The 17,145-nt window shown below is 36.6% G+C and carries 13 protein-coding genes; 2 read left to right on the forward strand and 11 right to left on the reverse strand.

The window, feature by feature from the left end:
• The first annotated feature begins 5 nt into the window (after window positions 1-5).
• Window positions 6-1,346, forward strand: a complete 1,341-nt coding sequence (gene glnA / locus HMPREF2937_RS05465; protein ID WP_002480826.1) for a type I glutamate--ammonia ligase — start codon at window positions 6-8, stop codon at window positions 1,344-1,346.
• A gap of 402 nt (window positions 1,347-1,748) precedes the next feature.
• On the opposite strand, the gene HMPREF2937_RS05475 is transcribed toward glnA, so the two are convergent.
• Together HMPREF2937_RS05475 and hflX are read right to left on the reverse strand one after the other, a co-directional pair.
• Window positions 1,749-2,987, reverse strand: a complete 1,239-nt coding sequence (locus HMPREF2937_RS05475; RefSeq protein ID WP_070848270.1) for a methionine gamma-lyase family protein — start codon at window positions 2,985-2,987, stop codon at window positions 1,749-1,751.
• Window positions 2,988-2,992: 5 nt separating this feature from the next.
• Window positions 2,993-4,249, reverse strand: a complete 1,257-nt coding sequence (hflX, locus tag HMPREF2937_RS05480) for a GTPase HflX (protein ID WP_060804252.1) — start codon at window positions 4,247-4,249, stop codon at window positions 2,993-2,995.
• 144 nt (window positions 4,250-4,393) lie between these two features.
• On the opposite strand from hflX, the gene HMPREF2937_RS05485 reads away from it, so the two are divergent.
• A complete protein-coding gene (locus HMPREF2937_RS05485; protein WP_002480822.1) occupies window positions 4,394-4,867 on the forward strand; it encodes a glutathione peroxidase in 474 nt (157 codons plus the stop codon).
• Between the two features lie 276 nt (window positions 4,868-5,143).
• Here HMPREF2937_RS05485 and hfq read toward each other — a convergent pair whose 3' ends face one another.
• The 9 genes from hfq to mutS all read right to left on the reverse strand — a co-directional run bounded on the left by hfq (window position 5,144) and on the right by mutS (window position 16,990).
• The gene (hfq, locus tag HMPREF2937_RS05490) at window positions 5,144-5,356 is read right to left on the reverse strand and encodes an RNA chaperone Hfq (protein ID WP_244968292.1); all 213 of its coding nucleotides are present in this window, start codon (window positions 5,354-5,356) and stop codon (window positions 5,144-5,146) included.
• The gene (gene miaA, locus HMPREF2937_RS05495) at window positions 5,353-6,315 is read right to left on the reverse strand and encodes a tRNA (adenosine(37)-N6)-dimethylallyltransferase MiaA (protein ID WP_070864178.1); all 963 of its coding nucleotides are present in this window, start codon (window positions 6,313-6,315) and stop codon (window positions 5,353-5,355) included. Before miaA ends, hfq begins: the two co-directional genes overlap by 4 nt.
• Window position 6,316: 1 nt before the next feature.
• Entirely contained in the window at window positions 6,317-7,252 is a 936-nt protein-coding gene (locus HMPREF2937_RS05500) for an alpha/beta hydrolase (RefSeq protein WP_070864179.1), read from the reverse strand.
• A gap of 199 nt (window positions 7,253-7,451) precedes the next feature.
• Window positions 7,452-9,119 carry a glycerol-3-phosphate dehydrogenase/oxidase gene (locus tag HMPREF2937_RS05505; RefSeq protein ID WP_057509844.1) on the reverse strand — a complete coding sequence of 556 codons (1,668 nt, stop codon included), beginning with the start codon at window positions 9,117-9,119 and terminating at the stop codon, window positions 7,452-7,454.
• A 190-nt stretch (window positions 9,120-9,309) separates the two neighbouring features.
• Window positions 9,310-10,809, reverse strand: coding sequence for a glycerol kinase GlpK (gene glpK / locus HMPREF2937_RS05510; protein WP_002480754.1), 1,500 nt, complete (start codon window positions 10,807-10,809; stop codon window positions 9,310-9,312).
• 86 nt (window positions 10,810-10,895) lie between these two features.
• Window positions 10,896-11,711, reverse strand: a complete 816-nt coding sequence (locus tag HMPREF2937_RS05515; RefSeq protein WP_070864180.1) for an MIP/aquaporin family protein — start codon at window positions 11,709-11,711, stop codon at window positions 10,896-10,898.
• Window positions 11,712-11,877: 166 nt separating this feature from the next.
• Entirely contained in the window at window positions 11,878-12,411 is a 534-nt protein-coding gene (locus HMPREF2937_RS05520) for a glycerol-3-phosphate responsive antiterminator (protein ID WP_023015659.1), read from the reverse strand.
• A 13-nt stretch (window positions 12,412-12,424) separates the two neighbouring features.
• Window positions 12,425-14,374: a DNA mismatch repair endonuclease MutL gene (gene mutL, locus HMPREF2937_RS05525; protein WP_070848265.1), complete on the reverse strand. Its 1,950-nt coding sequence runs from the start codon at window positions 14,372-14,374 to the stop codon at window positions 12,425-12,427.
• A 12-nt stretch (window positions 14,375-14,386) separates the two neighbouring features.
• Window positions 14,387-16,990 carry a DNA mismatch repair protein MutS gene (mutS, locus tag HMPREF2937_RS05530; RefSeq protein ID WP_070864203.1) on the reverse strand — a complete coding sequence of 868 codons (2,604 nt, stop codon included), beginning with the start codon at window positions 16,988-16,990 and terminating at the stop codon, window positions 14,387-14,389.
• Window positions 16,991-17,145: the final 155 nt, after the last annotated feature.

Below are 17,145 nucleotides of genomic sequence, written 5' to 3' on the forward strand. Positions count from 1 at the left end.
AAAACATGGCAAAACGTACATTTACAAAAGATGACATCCGCAGATTTGCTACTGAGGAAAACGTAAGATATTTACGCTTGCAATTCACTGACATTTTAGGAACAATCAAAAATGTTGAAGTACCTGTAAGTCAATTAGAAAAAGTATTAGATAATGAAATGATGTTCGACGGATCTTCAATCGAAGGTTTCGTTCGTATTGAAGAATCAGATATGTATTTACACCCTGACTTAGACACTTGGGTTATCTTCCCTTGGACAGCAAGTCAAGGTAAAGTTGCACGTTTAATCTGTGACGTATACGGTACAGATGGTAAACCATTCGCTGGTGACCCACGTACTAACTTGAAACGTGTCTTAAACGAAATGGAAGAATTAGGCTTCACTGATTTCAACTTAGGGCCTGAACCAGAATTCTTCTTATTCAAATTAGATGAATATGGCGAACCAACATTAGAATTAAATGACCATGGCGGTTACTTCGACTTAGCTCCTACTGACTTAGGTGAAAACTGCCGTCGTGATATCGTATTAGAATTAGAAGACATGGGCTTTGACATTGAAGCCAGCCACCACGAAGTTGCGCCTGGCCAACATGAAATCGACTTCAAATACGCAGATGCCATCACTGCTTGTGATAACATCCAAACTTTCAAACTTGTTGTTAAAACAATTGCTCGTAAACATAACTTACATGCGACATTTATGCCAAAACCATTATTTGGTGTAAACGGAAGCGGTATGCACTTCAACGTTTCTTTATTCAAAGGTAAAGAAAATGCATTCTTCGATCCAAATGGTCGTGACCAAATGACTGAAGAAGCTTACCAATTCATCGCAGGTATCTTGAAAAACGCACGTGGATTCACTGCTGTATGTAACCCATTAGTAAACTCATACAAACGTTTAGTTCCAGGTTACGAAGCACCATGTTATATCGCTTGGAGTGGTAAAAACCGTTCTCCATTAGTACGTGTCCCAACTTCACGTGGTTTATCTACACGTGTAGAAGTTCGTTCAGTTGACCCAGCAGCTAACCCATACATGGCTTTAGCAGCAATCTTAGAAGCTGGTTTAGACGGTATCAAAAACAAACTTAAAGTTACTGAACCTGTAAACCAAAATATCTATGAAATGAACCGTGACGAACGTGAAGCAATCGGTATCGAAGATCTTCCTTCAACACTTTACACAGCATTAAAAGCAATGCGTGAAAACAAAATTGTTAAAGATGCTTTAGGTTCACACATTTATAATCAATTCATCAACTCTAAATCAATTGAGTGGGATTACTATAGAACACAAGTATCTGAGTGGGAACGCGAACAATACATGAAATTGTATTAATCACTACGCACACAGGTGCTAAACAATAGGGATAAAAAAAGAGGCCGACTGGCCTCTTTTTTGTTGCTATCTTAATCTTTTATTTCGTTTTATCTTACCAAGTTTATACAAAATGAAAGAAACTGCTACCATATATATTCCTAACACCGAATAGAAAAATACAGGTCCTAAAGATTTACTTGCTTCAAAACACAACAACATCATTAATGATAAGACAAATAATAAGGTACGATAAGTCAGAACCATAACGTTCTCCTCCACTTCGTTGATTCATGTACCTTCTTTTTCTCTCACATGTTCATTTTTATTATATCTTTTATTTTTTAAATTTCATATACTTCATAGTATTTTTTCTGTGTTTTCATTAAAAAACCGACGCAAAATTGCGTCGGTTGCTTTATTTTAGATAAGACCTTCTTCATTCATTTGTTGAACAGCTCTTGTGACTGCCAACTTAACATGTTCATACGTTAAGCCGCCTTGAACATAAGCTTCATATGGCGGTCTGATTGGACCATCTGCTGAAAGTTCAATAGATGAACCTTGTACGAATGTCCCAGCTGCCATAATCACATCATCTTCATAACCCGGCATGTAACTTGGCTCTGGACTGAAGTGTGCGTTAATAGGTGAAGCAGCTTGAATACATTGGCAGAAGCGAATCATTTGTTCTGCTGTATCAAATTGAACAGTTTGAATTAAATCCGTTCTAGGTGTATCAAATGCCGGTACAGTATTCATGTTTAATTTGGTTAGGAATAAACTTGTAAATAATGCACCTTTCAAGCTTTGACTAACCACATGTGGCGCTAAGAAGAAACCTTGATACATACTTGGCAGTTCAGTTAAAGAAGCCCCAGCTTCTTTTCCAATACCTGGCGCAGTCAAACGATAACCGCAACGTTCAATTAAATCTGTTTTACCAACAATGTAGCCACCGATACGTGCTAAACCGCCACCTGGATTTTTAATGAGTGAACCTGCCATGATATCTGCACCTGCTTCAATCGGCTCTTCATCTTCTACAAACTCTCCATAGCAATTATCTACAAAGACAATCACATCAGGATGTTCTGCTTTGATATCAGCCACTGCACGTTTAATTTCATCCACCATAATTGATGGGCGTTGATCATAACCTTTAGAACGTTGTATTGCGATCACTTTTGTATGGTCATTTATCGCATTCAGTACTGCAGGCACATCAATTTGTCCAGTTTCTGTTAAAGCGACTTCGTTATATAATACGCCATTCTCTTTTAAACTGCCGATACCATTACCATTGACACCGATGACTTCTAACAGTGTGTCGTAAGGGCTGCCGGTAATATATAATAATTCATCACCATGTTTTAGATTGGCTTGTAAAGCGACAGTAATCGCATGCGTGCCAGAAATAATTTGCGGTCTGACTAACGCATCTTCAGCTTTAAACGTATGCGCATAGATTTCTTCTAAATGGTCACGACCGATGTCGTCATAGCCATAACCTGTTGTCCCTTGCAAATCAGATTCTGTCGCTTTCACTGCGTGAAAGGCATCTAACACTTTCGCTTGATTACGATAAGCGCAAGCTTCAATTGTTTTAAAATAAGGTTGTAATTCTGTTTCTGTTTCTTGAATAATTTGTTCTAAATCCATGGTGCTTACTTCTCTCCATTTTCTTCTGCTTTTCTTCTATAACCTTCTACTTCATAACTTTCATTTTCTTCGTTAAATTCAAGTTTATGAATCAACGTATGACGTTTTAAGAAGTATAGACGATCTGCATCATCTGCAGGAACTGTCTCTTCATAAGGTTCCATTTGTTTTTCTACTTGGTCTATTAATAACTGTCTTACTTTTTCTTCATCCGCTTCATCACGTGCTGAAACGTATACATTCGGCAATTGAGATGCAGGGGTTGGTCCTTCGTTCAAGTCTTTCTTATTAAAGATGACTGCTTGTGGAATCTTATCCATATCTAAATCGCCAATGATACGGTTAACCGTATCATACTGCGTACGATATTCTTCATTACTTGCGTCAACGACGTGAAGTAGTAAATCCGCATCGCGCGCTTCTTCTAATGTGGATTTAAATGCGGCAATTAACGTAGTTGGTAACTTCTGAATAAAACCAACTGTATCAGAGATAATTAAATGATAACCATCATTCACTTGGATTTGGCGTGTCTTCGGATCCAATGTAGCGAATAAAATATCTTTTTCATACGTAGATTCATCCGCTAAAATATTAAACCAAGTTGATTTACCAGCGTTCGTATAACCTACTAAAGCTACTTGGAACACATGATTTTGTCTACGTTTAGAACGATAGCGTTCACGATGTTCGACTACAGTTTGAAGTTGGTGTTTGATTTCATTCATACGGCGACGAATATGACGTCTGTCTGTTTCTAATTTTGTTTCACCAGGACCTCTTGTTCCGATACCGCCACCAAGTCTAGATAAACTTTTACCATGACCTTGCAGACGTGGCATTAAATAATCAAGTTGTGCTAATTCAACTTGCAGTTTACCTTCCTTACTGCTTGCGCGCATCGCGAAAATTTCTAATATTAATTGGGTTCTATCTATAATTTTAATACCTAAATTATCATTCAGACTTTTAGATTGTGCAGTTGTCAGTTCATCGTTAGCTACAACGACATCGACATCATACATTTCTACATAATCTTTAATTTCTTGTAATTTACCTTTACCAACATACGATTTATCTTCAATACGGTCTTTTTGTTGTGTAATTTCACCTAAAACATCTAATCGGCATGTTTCAGCAAGTGCTTTTAATTCATCCATGGTTTCACGGAAATCGAATTGTTTTTCATCATATGCATCTACCCCGATTAATAATGCTTTTTCTACCGCTTCTTCTGTATCAAATATTCTCTCTTGAGGCAAAAATGTATCCTCCTTAAATTCATTTTACGGTCATTTTGAATGTTTATTCAATCTACTAGTAATCTATTCCATTTTATCATAGAGCATATCTAAAGACTATTCAGGCGAAATGTGTTAAGTTTGGGACATCGAGGTGAAGAAAACATGAGCATATATGATATTGAAGTTACAAAAACCGATGGCACAACCTATCAACTAGATCAATACAAAGGAAAGGTCATGTTAATCGTCAACACAGCGAGTCAATGTGGCTTTACGCCACAGTTTGAAGGCTTGCAAGAGCTTTACGAACAATACCAAGATCAAGGCTTTGTCGTATTAGGATTCCCTTGTAACCAATTTGGCAAGCAAGAACCTGGTAACGGTCAAGAAGCCATGCAAAATTGTAAAATTAATTATGGGGTAACCTTCCCAATGCACGAAAAAATTAAAGTGAACGGACCTGAACAACATCCACTTTATCAATACTTAACAGAACAACAAGATGGATTTTTCAATAGTAAAATCAAATGGAATTTCACTAAGTTCTTAATAGATAGAGATGGCAATGTAGTCAATCGTTTCTCACCACAAAAAAATCCAAGTCAAATCAAATCAGATATCGAAGAACTATTATAATGAACAATAAAGACCGTCTTATAACCATGTACTATATGATTATAAGACGGTCTTTTTATGTATTGAATGATTAAAAAAGCAACGACTATGCATTAAGTTGTATCACTTAATACCAGACGCTGCTCTTCGTGTTTTTTACCTATACCAATTAATTAAATAAATTTGTACTAAAACTCAGTTCAACATGATTCATCTATTGTGAGATTATATGCAATCTAACCGTTACATGATGTTTTTTCCTGATGATTGGGTTTTAGAATTAAACAAACGAACAAATTACTCAACCACTGATGGTTCTTGTGTGAATGTGCTGATCGCATGTTTGTAAATTAAATGATTTTTGCCTTGTGAGAATAAGTTCACAACGGTGTCATCGAATTCTACAATTGTTCCTTTCATTTGGAAACCGTTTAATAAGAAAACAGTTAACTCCTCTTTGCTGTCTTTAAAACCTTGTAGAAAATTCTCTTGGATGCTTTTATCATTCATGATTGCATTCTCTCCTTTTTTTTATTTATGTGGGCAGTAATGTCATCTAGAATCAATGGAAGTGGCTGTTGCTCTCTATCAAACCATTGCACATTCATTTTATTTTTGAACCAAGTCATTTGACGTTTTGCGTAATTTCTTGAGTGTTGTTTTAACTTGTCAACTGCTTGTTCAATCGAAATGTCTTGATCAATAGCAGGAATCAACTCTTTATATCCTATTGCTTGCATGCTCTGACAATTTGTAAAACCCTGTCTCAGCAGTTGCTCTACTTCATTAATTAAACCCGCTTTCATCATATGATCAACACGATTGTTTATTCGTTGATACATAGTTTCACGCGACGTTTCTACCCCTATTAATAATGTATCATAATTTTCTGTATATTGTTGAACTTTTTTGCGATTACTTAATTTTTTTTTCGTTTTTAAGTAATATTCAACCGCTCTCAACACTCTTTTACGGTTATTCGGGTGAATATCCGCTGCAGACTCCGCATCAAAGCTTGCGAGATATTGATGTAACGCTTCATTAGACACGCTTTCTAATTCCTCCAGCTTTTCACGTACAGCACGTGCTGTTTCTTCAGAAACTTCTTCTTTATCAAATGGATAGTTATAAATTAGTGATTGAATATAAAGACCCGTACCTCCAGCGATAATTGGAACTTTACCGCGCGCTGTGATGTCTTTAATTAATGCTTCAGCACGAACTTTGAAGTCATATGCTGAAAATGATTCATCTGGATTTAAAATATCAATAAGATAATGAGGGATATTTTGCATCTCTTCAGGCGTAGCTTTAGCTGTCCCAATGTCCATGCCTTTATAAATCTGCATTGAATCACCGCTGATAATTTCACCATCAACTTTTTTCGCAAGTTCAATGCTTAATTCAGTTTTCCCTACCGCTGTTGGTCCTACAATGACAACGAGTAAGGGCTTTATATTGTTGCTCATATTAATCCCCCTGCTTATATTTGTTAAGGATATTTTTCTTAATCCAGTCATACATGTTATTCCATGTTTGATGATAGTCTTCTTCAAACAAAATTTCATGTCGCTTATTACGATAAAGTTGTACCGTAATGTGTTTTACACCATTTTTCTTCATTGCCACACCCAGTCTACGAATACCTTTGCCATAGTCTCCAAATGCATCATCTTTACCAGAAATTAATAAGACTGGTAAATCTGCATTCATCTTTTTGATTTCTTTTGGTGTGCTGGTTTTCATCATTTCATTCAGCGTTTCATAAATAATCTGATTTGAGACTAAGAATCCGCAATACTGATCAGAACAATATCTATCAACTTCCTCTCTTTGTGTTGATAACCAATCATTCTCAGTTTGCACGTTCTGAATTCCTCGATTGAATGGTCTGAAAGCTAGACGGTTGACCCATCTGAGTCTTCTGCGTTTGCCAAATACAATCGTGATTATTTTCATTAATAATGCTAAAATCTTCCCTTTTAATTTCGGAAACAATCCTGTACCTGTCAAAATCAAACCTTGCGACATATCAGGATACATTTCAACATATTTACGTGCAATAATCGATCCCATTGAATGGCCGAGCACAATATAAGGCAGTTCATCTCTTTCTGGATATAACGTTTGCGCAATTTCATAAGCATCCGCCGCAACATTTTCAATACTGTCATAATGCCCTCTTGTGCTTTCTTCTATATCCTTACCATGACCTCGATGATTGTGACGAATCACATCATAGCCTTGTTGGTTGAGCGATTCGACAAATGTATCATAACGTCCCATATGTTCAGCCATACCATGAAAAATATGTACAATACCAATTCGTGTTTTATTCGCTTTATCTAATTTAACTTCAATATTTGTACCATCTTCAACTGTTACCTTAAATGTGTTAGGACACATTGACTACACTCCCGTCTAACTTTTTATTATTCTAAGATGCCTTCACTAGATGTCTTACCCTTCTATTATAAAACAGACCCCAAATTCTTGAAATAGGCTTTCATTTACCTAAATAGTAAAAAAACTGCACTCTTTAATAATAGGATAACAAAAATGAGCTGGAACTTCGTCCCAACTCATTTTGATACTCTATTTTGCTTTATTCAGCAGGTTGATTATTCGCAGTTCTTGCTTCATTAATCGCTTCTTCCAATTCTTCTGTATACAATGAACGTTGAATTTCGTCATAGTTTAATAGTTGTGCTAATACATCTACAACCGCTTCTTTATATTTCAAGACATCTTCAATATCGAAGTACAACATACCTGTTCTGCGGATTAAGAAATCTGTTGGTTTATAAACCATTTCATTTTGAATACCATATACCAATTCAGCATAGATTTCTAATGGCAATCCTGAGTTTTGATATTGTGCCGTATGCGCAATTTTATAGATTTCATCTGCGTTTGAACCATAACGTTGTGCAATATCTTCAGCAGTTTTTGCGTCAATTTGATATTTCTTAGCTTCAGCTACTTTTTCTTCTACAAAGTGATCGAAATTCGCACTGCCGCCGACATCTCCGCCTGAAATTGTCAGATGTTTTGTTTCGCATGGACCGAATTTCTTACCGAAGTCTTGTTGTAAACGTTTTGCTAATAAGTCCACAATGCCTTTTGCCATATGACGATAACCTGTTAATTTACCGCCCGCAATTGTTAATAGACCAGATTTACCTTCCCAGATTTCATCTTTACGTGAAATTTCAGATGGGTCTTTACCTTCTTCTAAAATCAATGGTCTGATACCTGCCCAAGATGATTCGATATCTTTATCTGTTATATCTAATCCTGGGAACATATAGTTCACTGCATCGACTAGGTAATCACGGTCTTCTTGTGTTGGTAGTGGTGACGCTTTGTCATTGTTATAGAATGTGTCAGTTGTGCCGATATACGCTTTACCTTCACGAGGAATCGCAAAGATCATTCTGCCATCTGATTTTGTATCGAAATAAACCGCTTGTTGTAATGGGAATTTAGATTGATCGATAACAATATGCACACCTTTAGTTAAGCGTAATTGTTTATTGTTTCTAGAATAATCAGCACCTCTGACTTCATCTACCCATGGGCCACTGGCATTAATAACTTTTTTAGCGTGAATGGTATAAGCTTCATCCGTCAACATGTCAGTCACTTGAATGCCATTCACTTTTTCGTTGTCATTGTATGTGAAATTCATTGATTTCGTATAGTTAAGAATATCTGCACCTTTTTCCGCTGCACGTTTCATGACTTCAATTGTTAAACGCGCATCATCTGTACGATATTCTACATAGTAACCGCCGCCTTTTAGGCCTTTCTTTTTAACTAATGGTTCTTTTTCTAATGTTTCTTTTTTGTTCAACATTTTCTTGCGTTCTGATTTTTTAACCCCTGCTAAACGGTCATACATTGCTAAACCGATAGAAGTTGTAAATTTACCGAATGTACCGCCTTTATGCATCGGTAACAACATCCATTCCGGTGTTGTTACATGTGGACCATTTTCATAAACAATCGCACGTTCACGTCCAGTTTCTGCTACAACCCCGACTTGAAATTGTTTTAAGTAGCGTAAACCGCCATGAACTAATTTAGTAGAACGAGAACTTGTTCCTTGCGCAAAGTCTTGCATTTCTACTAATGCCACTTTCATACCGCGGTCTGCCGCATCTAACGCAATGCCGGCACCTGTAATACCACCGCCGATGATAACGACATCATATTCTTCCTCTTTCAATCTTCCTTTAATTACATCTCTGTTTAATGTTGATAAACTCATTGAACAACGCCTCCTAAAATATTCTGTTATGAATGCATGAGACAAGTCGAGATGCGAATTTAACGCAAAATAAATTAAAAAATGAGAGACCTATCCCATACATTAAAAATGGTGTGAACAGTTCTCTCATTCTCGAGTCATAGATATTAACTTGTCTTTAGTATAACATAGTTAGAAATCAGTCGTCTAATTAGTCGTCTAGCTTGAAGACTTGTGTTGCTTCTACAGCTTTTTTCCAACCTTTATATAATTTTTCTCTTTCTTTTTCATCCATTTCAGGTTCGAAAGCTTGATCTAATTTCCAACGGTTCGCAATTTCTGCTTTACTATCCCAGAAACCTACCGCAAGTCCTGCAAGATAAGCAGCACCTAACGCAGTCGTTTCATTGATTTCAGGACGTTCTACTGTAATATTTTGAATATCTGCTTGGAATTGCATTAAGAAGTTGTTCTTAACAGCACCACCATCTACACGGATATTCTTCACTTCAATACCTGAGTCTTGAATCATCGCTTCAACCACATCACGTGTTTGGTAACAAATAGATTCTAACGTTGCTCTGATAAAGTGTTCTTTCTCAGTCGCACGCGTAATACCGAATACTGCCCCACGCGCATTCGCATCCCAATAAGGTGTACCGAGTCCAACAAATGCAGGCACCACATAAACGCCATCACTTGATTCAATACGGTTCGCATAGTTTTCAGATTCAGGTGCTGAGTTAATCATACGTAAACCATCTCGCAACCATTGAATAGCTGAACCAGAGACGAAAATAGAACCTTCTAATGCATAATTCACTTCGCCATCTAAGCCGAATGCGATTGTTGTTAATAAACCGTTATCAGATTGAATCGCTTCTTTACCAGTGTTCATTAACATGAATCCACCTGTACCGTACGTGTTTTTCACTTCACCACGTTCGAAGCATGCTTGTCCGAATAAGGCTGCTTGCTGATCCCCTGCGATTCCCGCAATCGGTACTTCTTGTCCAAAGAAATGATAATCTTTTGTTTTCGCATAAATCTCACTTGATTCATGAACTTCCGGCAACATTTGTTTTGGAATATCTAGAATTTCTAATAATTCATCATCCCATTTTAAGTCATGAATATTGTAAATTAATGTACGGCTGGCATTAGTATAATCCGTCACATGCGCAGCGCCCCCTGATAATTTCCAGACAATCCATGAATCTACTGTACCGAATAATAAATCCCCGTTTTCAGCTTTTTCTCTTGCGCCTTCCACATTGTCTAAAATCCATTTGATTTTAGTACCAGAGAAATATGGATCAAGAACTAAACCTGTTTTCTCACGGAAGGTATCTTCATAACCTTGATCACGTAATGATTGTACAATATCTTGTGTTTGACGAGATTGCCATACAATCGCATTATAAATCGGACGACCAGTATGTTTATCCCAAATAATAGTTGTTTCCCTTTGGTTTGTAATACCGATACCGCTGATTTGATGCGGATAAATATTATCGTCATTCAACACTGTCGCAATGACAGACAACACAGATGTCCAAATTTCATTCGCATCATGTTCAACCCAACCTAAATGTGGGAAGTGTTGTGTGAATTCACGTTGTGCTGTTGAGACAATTTCTCCTTCTTTATTGAATAATATTGCACGTGTACTTGTAGTACCTTGGTCTATTGACATAATATATCTTTCCATAGTAAGCCACTCCTTAACCCTGATTTTAACATGTTATTAATGTTTTAACTGTTCCCCCGAATTATCTAAGCCTGCAAACACTTTGATTAGTAAATCGTACCAATGTCTTTCTTATCGATTTTATTTAAGACAACACCTAAAATTAAAGTTGCTGCAGTTAATAAAATCGCCACAACAGATAATGCATCAAATGTTTCTTTATAAGCTGCGCGGTAAATACAAGCACCTAACATACCGCCTGCAATTGGACCTAGCACAGGCACAATCGCATAAGACCAATTTGAATTACCTTTACCTGCAATCGGTAATAATGCGTGCGCAATACGCGGACCTAAATCACGCGCTGGATTAATCGCATAACCTGTCGGGCCACCTAAACTTAAACCAATTGCCACAATCAAACCACCGACAATAATCGGATTTAAGCCTTCAGTGAACTTATTAATACCAATAAATAATAAGCCTAATGTTAGTGCTGCTGTACCGATAATTTCACTGAAAAAGTTAGCGTAGTAGTTTTTGACACCTGGTGCTGTACAAAACACTGCTAATTTTGCCCCTTGATCTTCAGTCACTTTCCAGTGCGGTAAATACATTAACCAAACTAAAAAGCCTCCGACAATACCGCCGAGCATTTGACAGATGATATAACCTGGCACTTTGTACCATTCAATACCGCCATCCATCGCAAAAGCAACTGTCACAGCTGGATTTAAATGTGCACCTGAAAAAGTTCCGACTGCATAAACACCTAGTGTTACCGCAAGCCCCCAACCAAGCGAAATATTAATCCAATCACTGCCTAAACCTTTTGATTTTGCTAAGTTCAAATTGGCAACCACGCCGCCCCCAAATAAAATCAGAATGGCTGTCCCTAGAAATTCCGCAAAATATGGACTCATCTTAATTCACTCCTTAAAAAAAGACAAAAAGACTCCTACATAATTGAATACAATGTAGAAGTCTCCTATCTCTATCAATATTTATATTAACTTATTAACAGAATATCTTTTTATGAAAGCGTTGTCAATAATTATTCACAATTTCACAAAATTACGTTCTAAAAATTTACCATAATGTTTTATTGCTCGTTGTAACATATTCCGCACCACTTGTTACGGCTTCTTGTACTTCTTCCTCTAAATCAATCAGTCCGCCAGCAATTACAGGTGTCTTTGTTTCATCATAGATTTTCTGTATTACCTTGCTTGCAACTCCAGGTAATACTTCCACAAAATCCGGCTTTACTTGTTGGATTAAAGCAATACTACGTTTAAGCGCATGACTATCGATAATAAAGACACGTAAAATTGTCGTTACTTTTAATGTCTTTGCTTTTTTAATCACTTTAGGTTTCGTCGACACAATGCCTTTCGGCTTGAATTTTTGAATTAAATACTCACAACCGAACTCATCGTGCGCAATACCTCTTGTTAAATCCACATGAATATACATTTCCATGCGATGTTGTTTCAATAAATCGGTAATACTTTGTAAATGACCGATATGCGCATCCAATAACACGCAAGTGGGATAATCCGTTTTCACCAATTTTTCTAAATCGCGCATTTCACGGATTGCAGGTAAAATGTGTGGTTTCAAGCTCATATCTCCTTTACTGGATACGTTTGAATAAACGCTCCATTTCATAATTTGAAAAACTGATGATAATCGGACGACCATGCGGACAAGTAAATGGATCTTCCATTTCTCTCAACTGATCAATTAAGTCCGCCATTTCATGATTTCGTAAATAATGATTGGCTTTAATAGATTTTTTACAGCTCATCATGATGGCCGCTTCTTCTCTAATCTTCTTAATCTCTACTTTTTTATGTTCTAACACATACTCTACCATATCTTGAATAATCTCTTCTGCCTCTGCTTTAGGGAACCAGACAGGATAACTATTCACGATATAGTCATGCGCACCGAACGGTTCTAAATGTACCCCTACTTTATCTAATTCATCCTTGAACTCATCAATAATCATTTGTTCATCTTTTGAGAAATGGAACGTTAACGGTATTAATAAATTCTGAACTTCATTCGTTACTTCTCCAATTTTCTCACGGAAATACTCATATTTAATGCGTTCTTGTGCTGCATGCTGGTCAATCATAAACATGCCAGTCTCATTTTGCGCAATAATATATGTCCCATGAACTTGGCCAACTACTTCCATATATGGCACACGGTGTTTAGGTTGCGCGTTTTGTGTTTCACGAACATCTGGTGTTGGTTGTGCGTCATACGCTGCTTCTTCTGGTGTATGTGTTGTAGCTTCATTTTCATTTAATAATGCATCGTCATTATCAGATTGATTATCTTTTTCTTCTAAATCAGACAACATTGCTTTTTGCATCTCTTGATACGCTTGATAATCTGAAGTTGATGTATTCTTTTCAGAGACCTGTTCATTGGAAACTTCTGGCTCTGATTCAGTAGTAGGCAAATCATTCGAAGTTTGAGTAGATTGTTGCTGGTTTCTTTTTTCAAAATCTAATTTCTGTTGTTCAAATGATTCCAACACTTTGTTCTTTTTATACAATTTATTTTCATCATTGTGCGGGATTAAGATTTTATCTTTAAAAGCATCTCTAATTTTTTCCACAATTAAATCATATAATTGTTCTTCTTTAGAAAGTCTGACTTCTAATTTTGTAGGATGCACATTGACGTCTACTAAAATTGGATCCATTTCAATATTGATATAACAAATAGGATAACGGCCGATTGTCAGCAACGTATGATATCCTTCTAAAATGGCTTTATTTAAAATGAAATTCTTAATATAACGTCCATTGATAAAAATAGAAATATAGTGACGGTTACTACGTGAATGTTCTGGTTTAGCGACATAACCTTCTAGGTGGTAATCACTCGTATCACCTGTAATATGTACTAAATCTTTAGCCACTTTCATACCGTATATTTCTGCCATCACTTCATTCGTACGTCCAGAACCATTTGTTTTAATCAGCACTTTACCATCTGAAACTAAAGTGAAACGCACATCTGGATGACTCATGGCCATACGGTTGACGATATCTGTAATCTTGCCTAATTCTGTATACAAGCTCTTCACATATTTCAAACGTGCTGGCGTATTATAAAACAAGGATTCTACTAAAATATCTGTCCCTTGTTTCGCTTTCGCCGGCTTTTGGTTTAAAATTGCGCCATCTTCTGCATAAATTTCATGACCGTTTTGTCCGTCTGTACATGTTTTTAATGTCACTTTTGCTACAGAAGAAATACTGGCCAAGGCTTCACCACGAAAGCCTAATGTTCTTATATGGAATAAGTCGTTATCTTCACTTAACTTACTCGTCGCATGACGATGAAAGACTAACTTCAAGTCATCTTCCTCTATACCTGTTCCATTATCTACAACACGAATAGATTCAATGCCAGACTGTTTAACTTCTATATTAATTTCACTTGCTTGTGCATCAAGGGCATTTTCGAGTAATTCTTTGACGACTGATCCAGGACGTTCTACGACCTCACCCGCCGCAATTTTATTAGCGAGTGAAGTTTGTAATTCTTTAATTTTGCCCATGATTCGTCACCTCTATTTTAATTGATTTTGTAATTCATTTAATTTAATCAATGCTTCAAGCGGTGTCATATTAGAAATATTAAGTTGTTTCAATTCCGCTTCTATCGCACTTTCTTTCGGTGCACTATCAAATAAGTCAAAGGTACCTTGGAAGAACTCTGCTTCATTTCCTTTAGACTGTTTTGTTTCTTCTGTGCTTTCAGCCACCTGCATTTCTGATATTTCATTCGTCGGAATATGCGGCTGTGGTTTATCTTTTGCTTCAAAGGCATCTAAAATCACTTGTGCACGGTCAATCACTTCATCAGGTAAGTCTGCTAATTTCGCAACTTGAATACCATAACTGTCATCTACTGCACCCTCTTTAACTTTATGCAGGAAGATTAATTCGCCTTGATATTCATTTGCTGCGACATGTACATTTTTAAGACATGCTAACGATTGATCTAATGTTGTCAGCTCATGGTAGTGAGTAGAGAATAAAGTCTTCGCATGAGACGTTTGTGCTACATATTCAATCATGGCTTGAGCGAGTGCTAAACCATCAAATGTAGAAGTACCACGACCGATTTCATCGAAGATAATCAAGCTGTCTTCAGTCGCATAAGTTAAAGCTTTTTGTGCTTCTAACATTTCTACCATGAACGTACTTTTACCTGAAACTAAATCATCCGCTGCACCGATACGCGTAAAGATTTGGTCAAAAATCGGTAAGACCGCTTCACCACATGGAACATATGCCCCCATTTGCGCCATAATACTGATAATCGCAATTTGACGCATATATGTTGATTTACCTGACATATTCGGTCCAGTAATTAAGTAAATAAATTGTTCGTCATCTAAGTAACAATCATTAGGTACATAATCATTATAATCCATCACACGTTCTACCACTGGATGGCGTGAATCGACTAAGTTCAATGTTTTATCTTCACTGAACTCAGGTCTGACGTAGTTATATTTTTGCGCGATTTCCGCAAAACTTTGAAGACAGTCAATTTCTGAAATTAATTTTGCTTGTTTTTGAAGACGTTCAGTATAAGTTTTAACTGCTTCTCTCAATTTCACAAATAATTGATACTCTAATTCAACCGCTTTATCTTCTGCACCTAAAATCAAATCTTCTTTTTCTTTTAATTCGTCAGTAATAAAACGTTCCGCATTCGATAAAGTTTGTTTACGTGTATAGCCATAATCAGCAGGTTCAAAGTCTTTTAGATTCGCACGCGTAATTTCGATAAAGTAACCGAATACTTTGTTGAAGCTGATTTTTAATGAGCGGATGCCAGTACGTTCTCGTTCTTTTGCTTGAAGTTGCGCAAGCCATTGTTTCCCATTAATTGACGCTTCTAAATATTCATCAAGCTGTTCATTGAAGCCTTGTTTAAATAAACCACCATCTTTTACAGAAATCGGAGGTTCTTCCACGATACTTTGTTCTAATAAATCGAGTAAATCATCTAAAGGTTCTAGCTGTCTGAATTGTTCTGGCAGCTGTTGGTCAAATTCATCTAGTAAAGCTTTGATATTCGGAATTTCAGATATTGAGTGCTTCAATTGGATTAAATCACGTGCATTGACGTTACCATAACTGACACGTCCTACAAGGCGTTCAATATCATAGACTTGGTTTAAGTAATTACGGAGTGTATCACGTTCGATGAAGCGGTCTATCAATTGAGACACTGCATCTAAACGTTCATTAATAGCTTGTTTATAAATTAATGGACGATCTATCCATTGTTTTAAACGACGTGCACCCATCGGTGTTTTCGTTTCATCCATCAACCATAATAAAGTACCTTTTTTAGACTTCAAACGGATACTTTCTGTTAACTCTAAATTACGTTTCGCATAATAATCCATTTTCATAAAGTCTACTGCTTCGTACACTTTGACATCTTCAATATGATCTAAGTTTCGTTTTTGTGTGTGATGAATGTAATCTAATAAGACTTGTACAGCACGATGCATCAAGTCATCTTCTACTTGATTCACTGGATAGTCTTGATTCGTGATATCATCTACAACAGTCAACGTTTCAGTCGCAAGCGACATTTGTTGTTTTAAGTTTTCTTCTACTGTTTCTGCTGTCACAATTTCATTTGGATTAATCGTTGTGATTTCATTCAGCAACATACTTTCATCTTTGAAGTGTGTCACTTTTAATTCACCAGTAGAAACATCGCAATAACTTAACGCAATGTCACCATTTTCTCTGACGAAGCTTAAAATATAGTTGTTTTGTTTCTCATCAACACCGCCCTGGTTCATAATCGTACCAGGTGTAACGACGCGGATGACTTCACGGCGTACCATGCCTTTTGTAACCTTCGGATCTTCCATTTGTTCACAAATAGCCACTTTATAGCCGTTATCAATTAAAGTTTCGATATAGCTTTCTGCTGAATGATACGGCACCCCGCACATGGGTATCGGATTTTCTTTTTTCGCATCACGCTTCGTCAACGTGATTTCTAACACTTTCGATGCGACTTTAGCATCTTCATAAAACATTTCATAAAAATCGCCTAGTCTGAAAAACAGTAAGCAGTCTTGATATTGTGATTTAATTTTTAAATATTGCTGCATCATCGGCGTTACATTTGTCATGATTTTCAATCATTCCTTCTAATTTTAGGTTTAATCATTATAAGTGATTGTATAGGAAATTCATATTCTTTTCACTTGTCTTAACTCATCTATTTTAACAAATTATGTTCTCACAAACGAGTATCGTCTTTACACTGTAATTTTAATCTAATTTT

The organism is Staphylococcus sp. HMSC061G12, assembly GCF_001838465.1.
GTDB classification, from domain to species: Bacteria; Bacillota; Bacilli; order Staphylococcales; family Staphylococcaceae; genus Staphylococcus; species Staphylococcus simulans.

Bases quoted from the DNA above. Each gene is read 5' to 3' on its own strand.
- HMPREF2937_RS05500 (WP_070864179.1), bottom strand. From the start codon at position 7,252: ATGTGTCCTAACACATTTAAGGTAACAGTTGAAGATGGTACAAATATT.
- HMPREF2937_RS05515 (WP_070864180.1), bottom strand. From the start codon at position 11,711: ATGAGTCCATATTTTGCGGAATTTCTAGGGACAGCCATTCTGATTTTA.
- glnA (WP_002480826.1), top strand. From the start codon at position 6: ATGGCAAAACGTACATTTACAAAAGATGACATCCGCAGATTTGCTACT.
- HMPREF2937_RS05505 (WP_057509844.1), bottom strand. From the start codon at position 9,119: ATGAGTTTATCAACATTAAACAGAGATGTAATTAAAGGAAGATTGAAA.
- HMPREF2937_RS05485 (WP_002480822.1), top strand. From the start codon at position 4,394: ATGAGCATATATGATATTGAAGTTACAAAAACCGATGGCACAACCTAT.
- mutL (WP_070848265.1), bottom strand. From the start codon at position 14,374: ATGGGCAAAATTAAAGAATTACAAACTTCACTCGCTAATAAAATTGCG.
- hfq (WP_244968292.1), bottom strand. From the start codon at position 5,356: ATGAATGATAAAAGCATCCAAGAGAATTTTCTACAAGGTTTTAAAGAC.
- glpK (WP_002480754.1), bottom strand. From the start codon at position 10,809: ATGGAAAGATATATTATGTCAATAGACCAAGGTACTACAAGTACACGT.
- mutS (WP_070864203.1), bottom strand. From the start codon at position 16,990: ATGACAAATGTAACGCCGATGATGCAGCAATATTTAAAAATTAAATCA.
- HMPREF2937_RS05475 (WP_070848270.1), bottom strand. From the start codon at position 2,987: ATGGATTTAGAACAAATTATTCAAGAAACAGAAACAGAATTACAACCT.
- miaA (WP_070864178.1), bottom strand. From the start codon at position 6,315: ATGAGCAACAATATAAAGCCCTTACTCGTTGTCATTGTAGGACCAACA.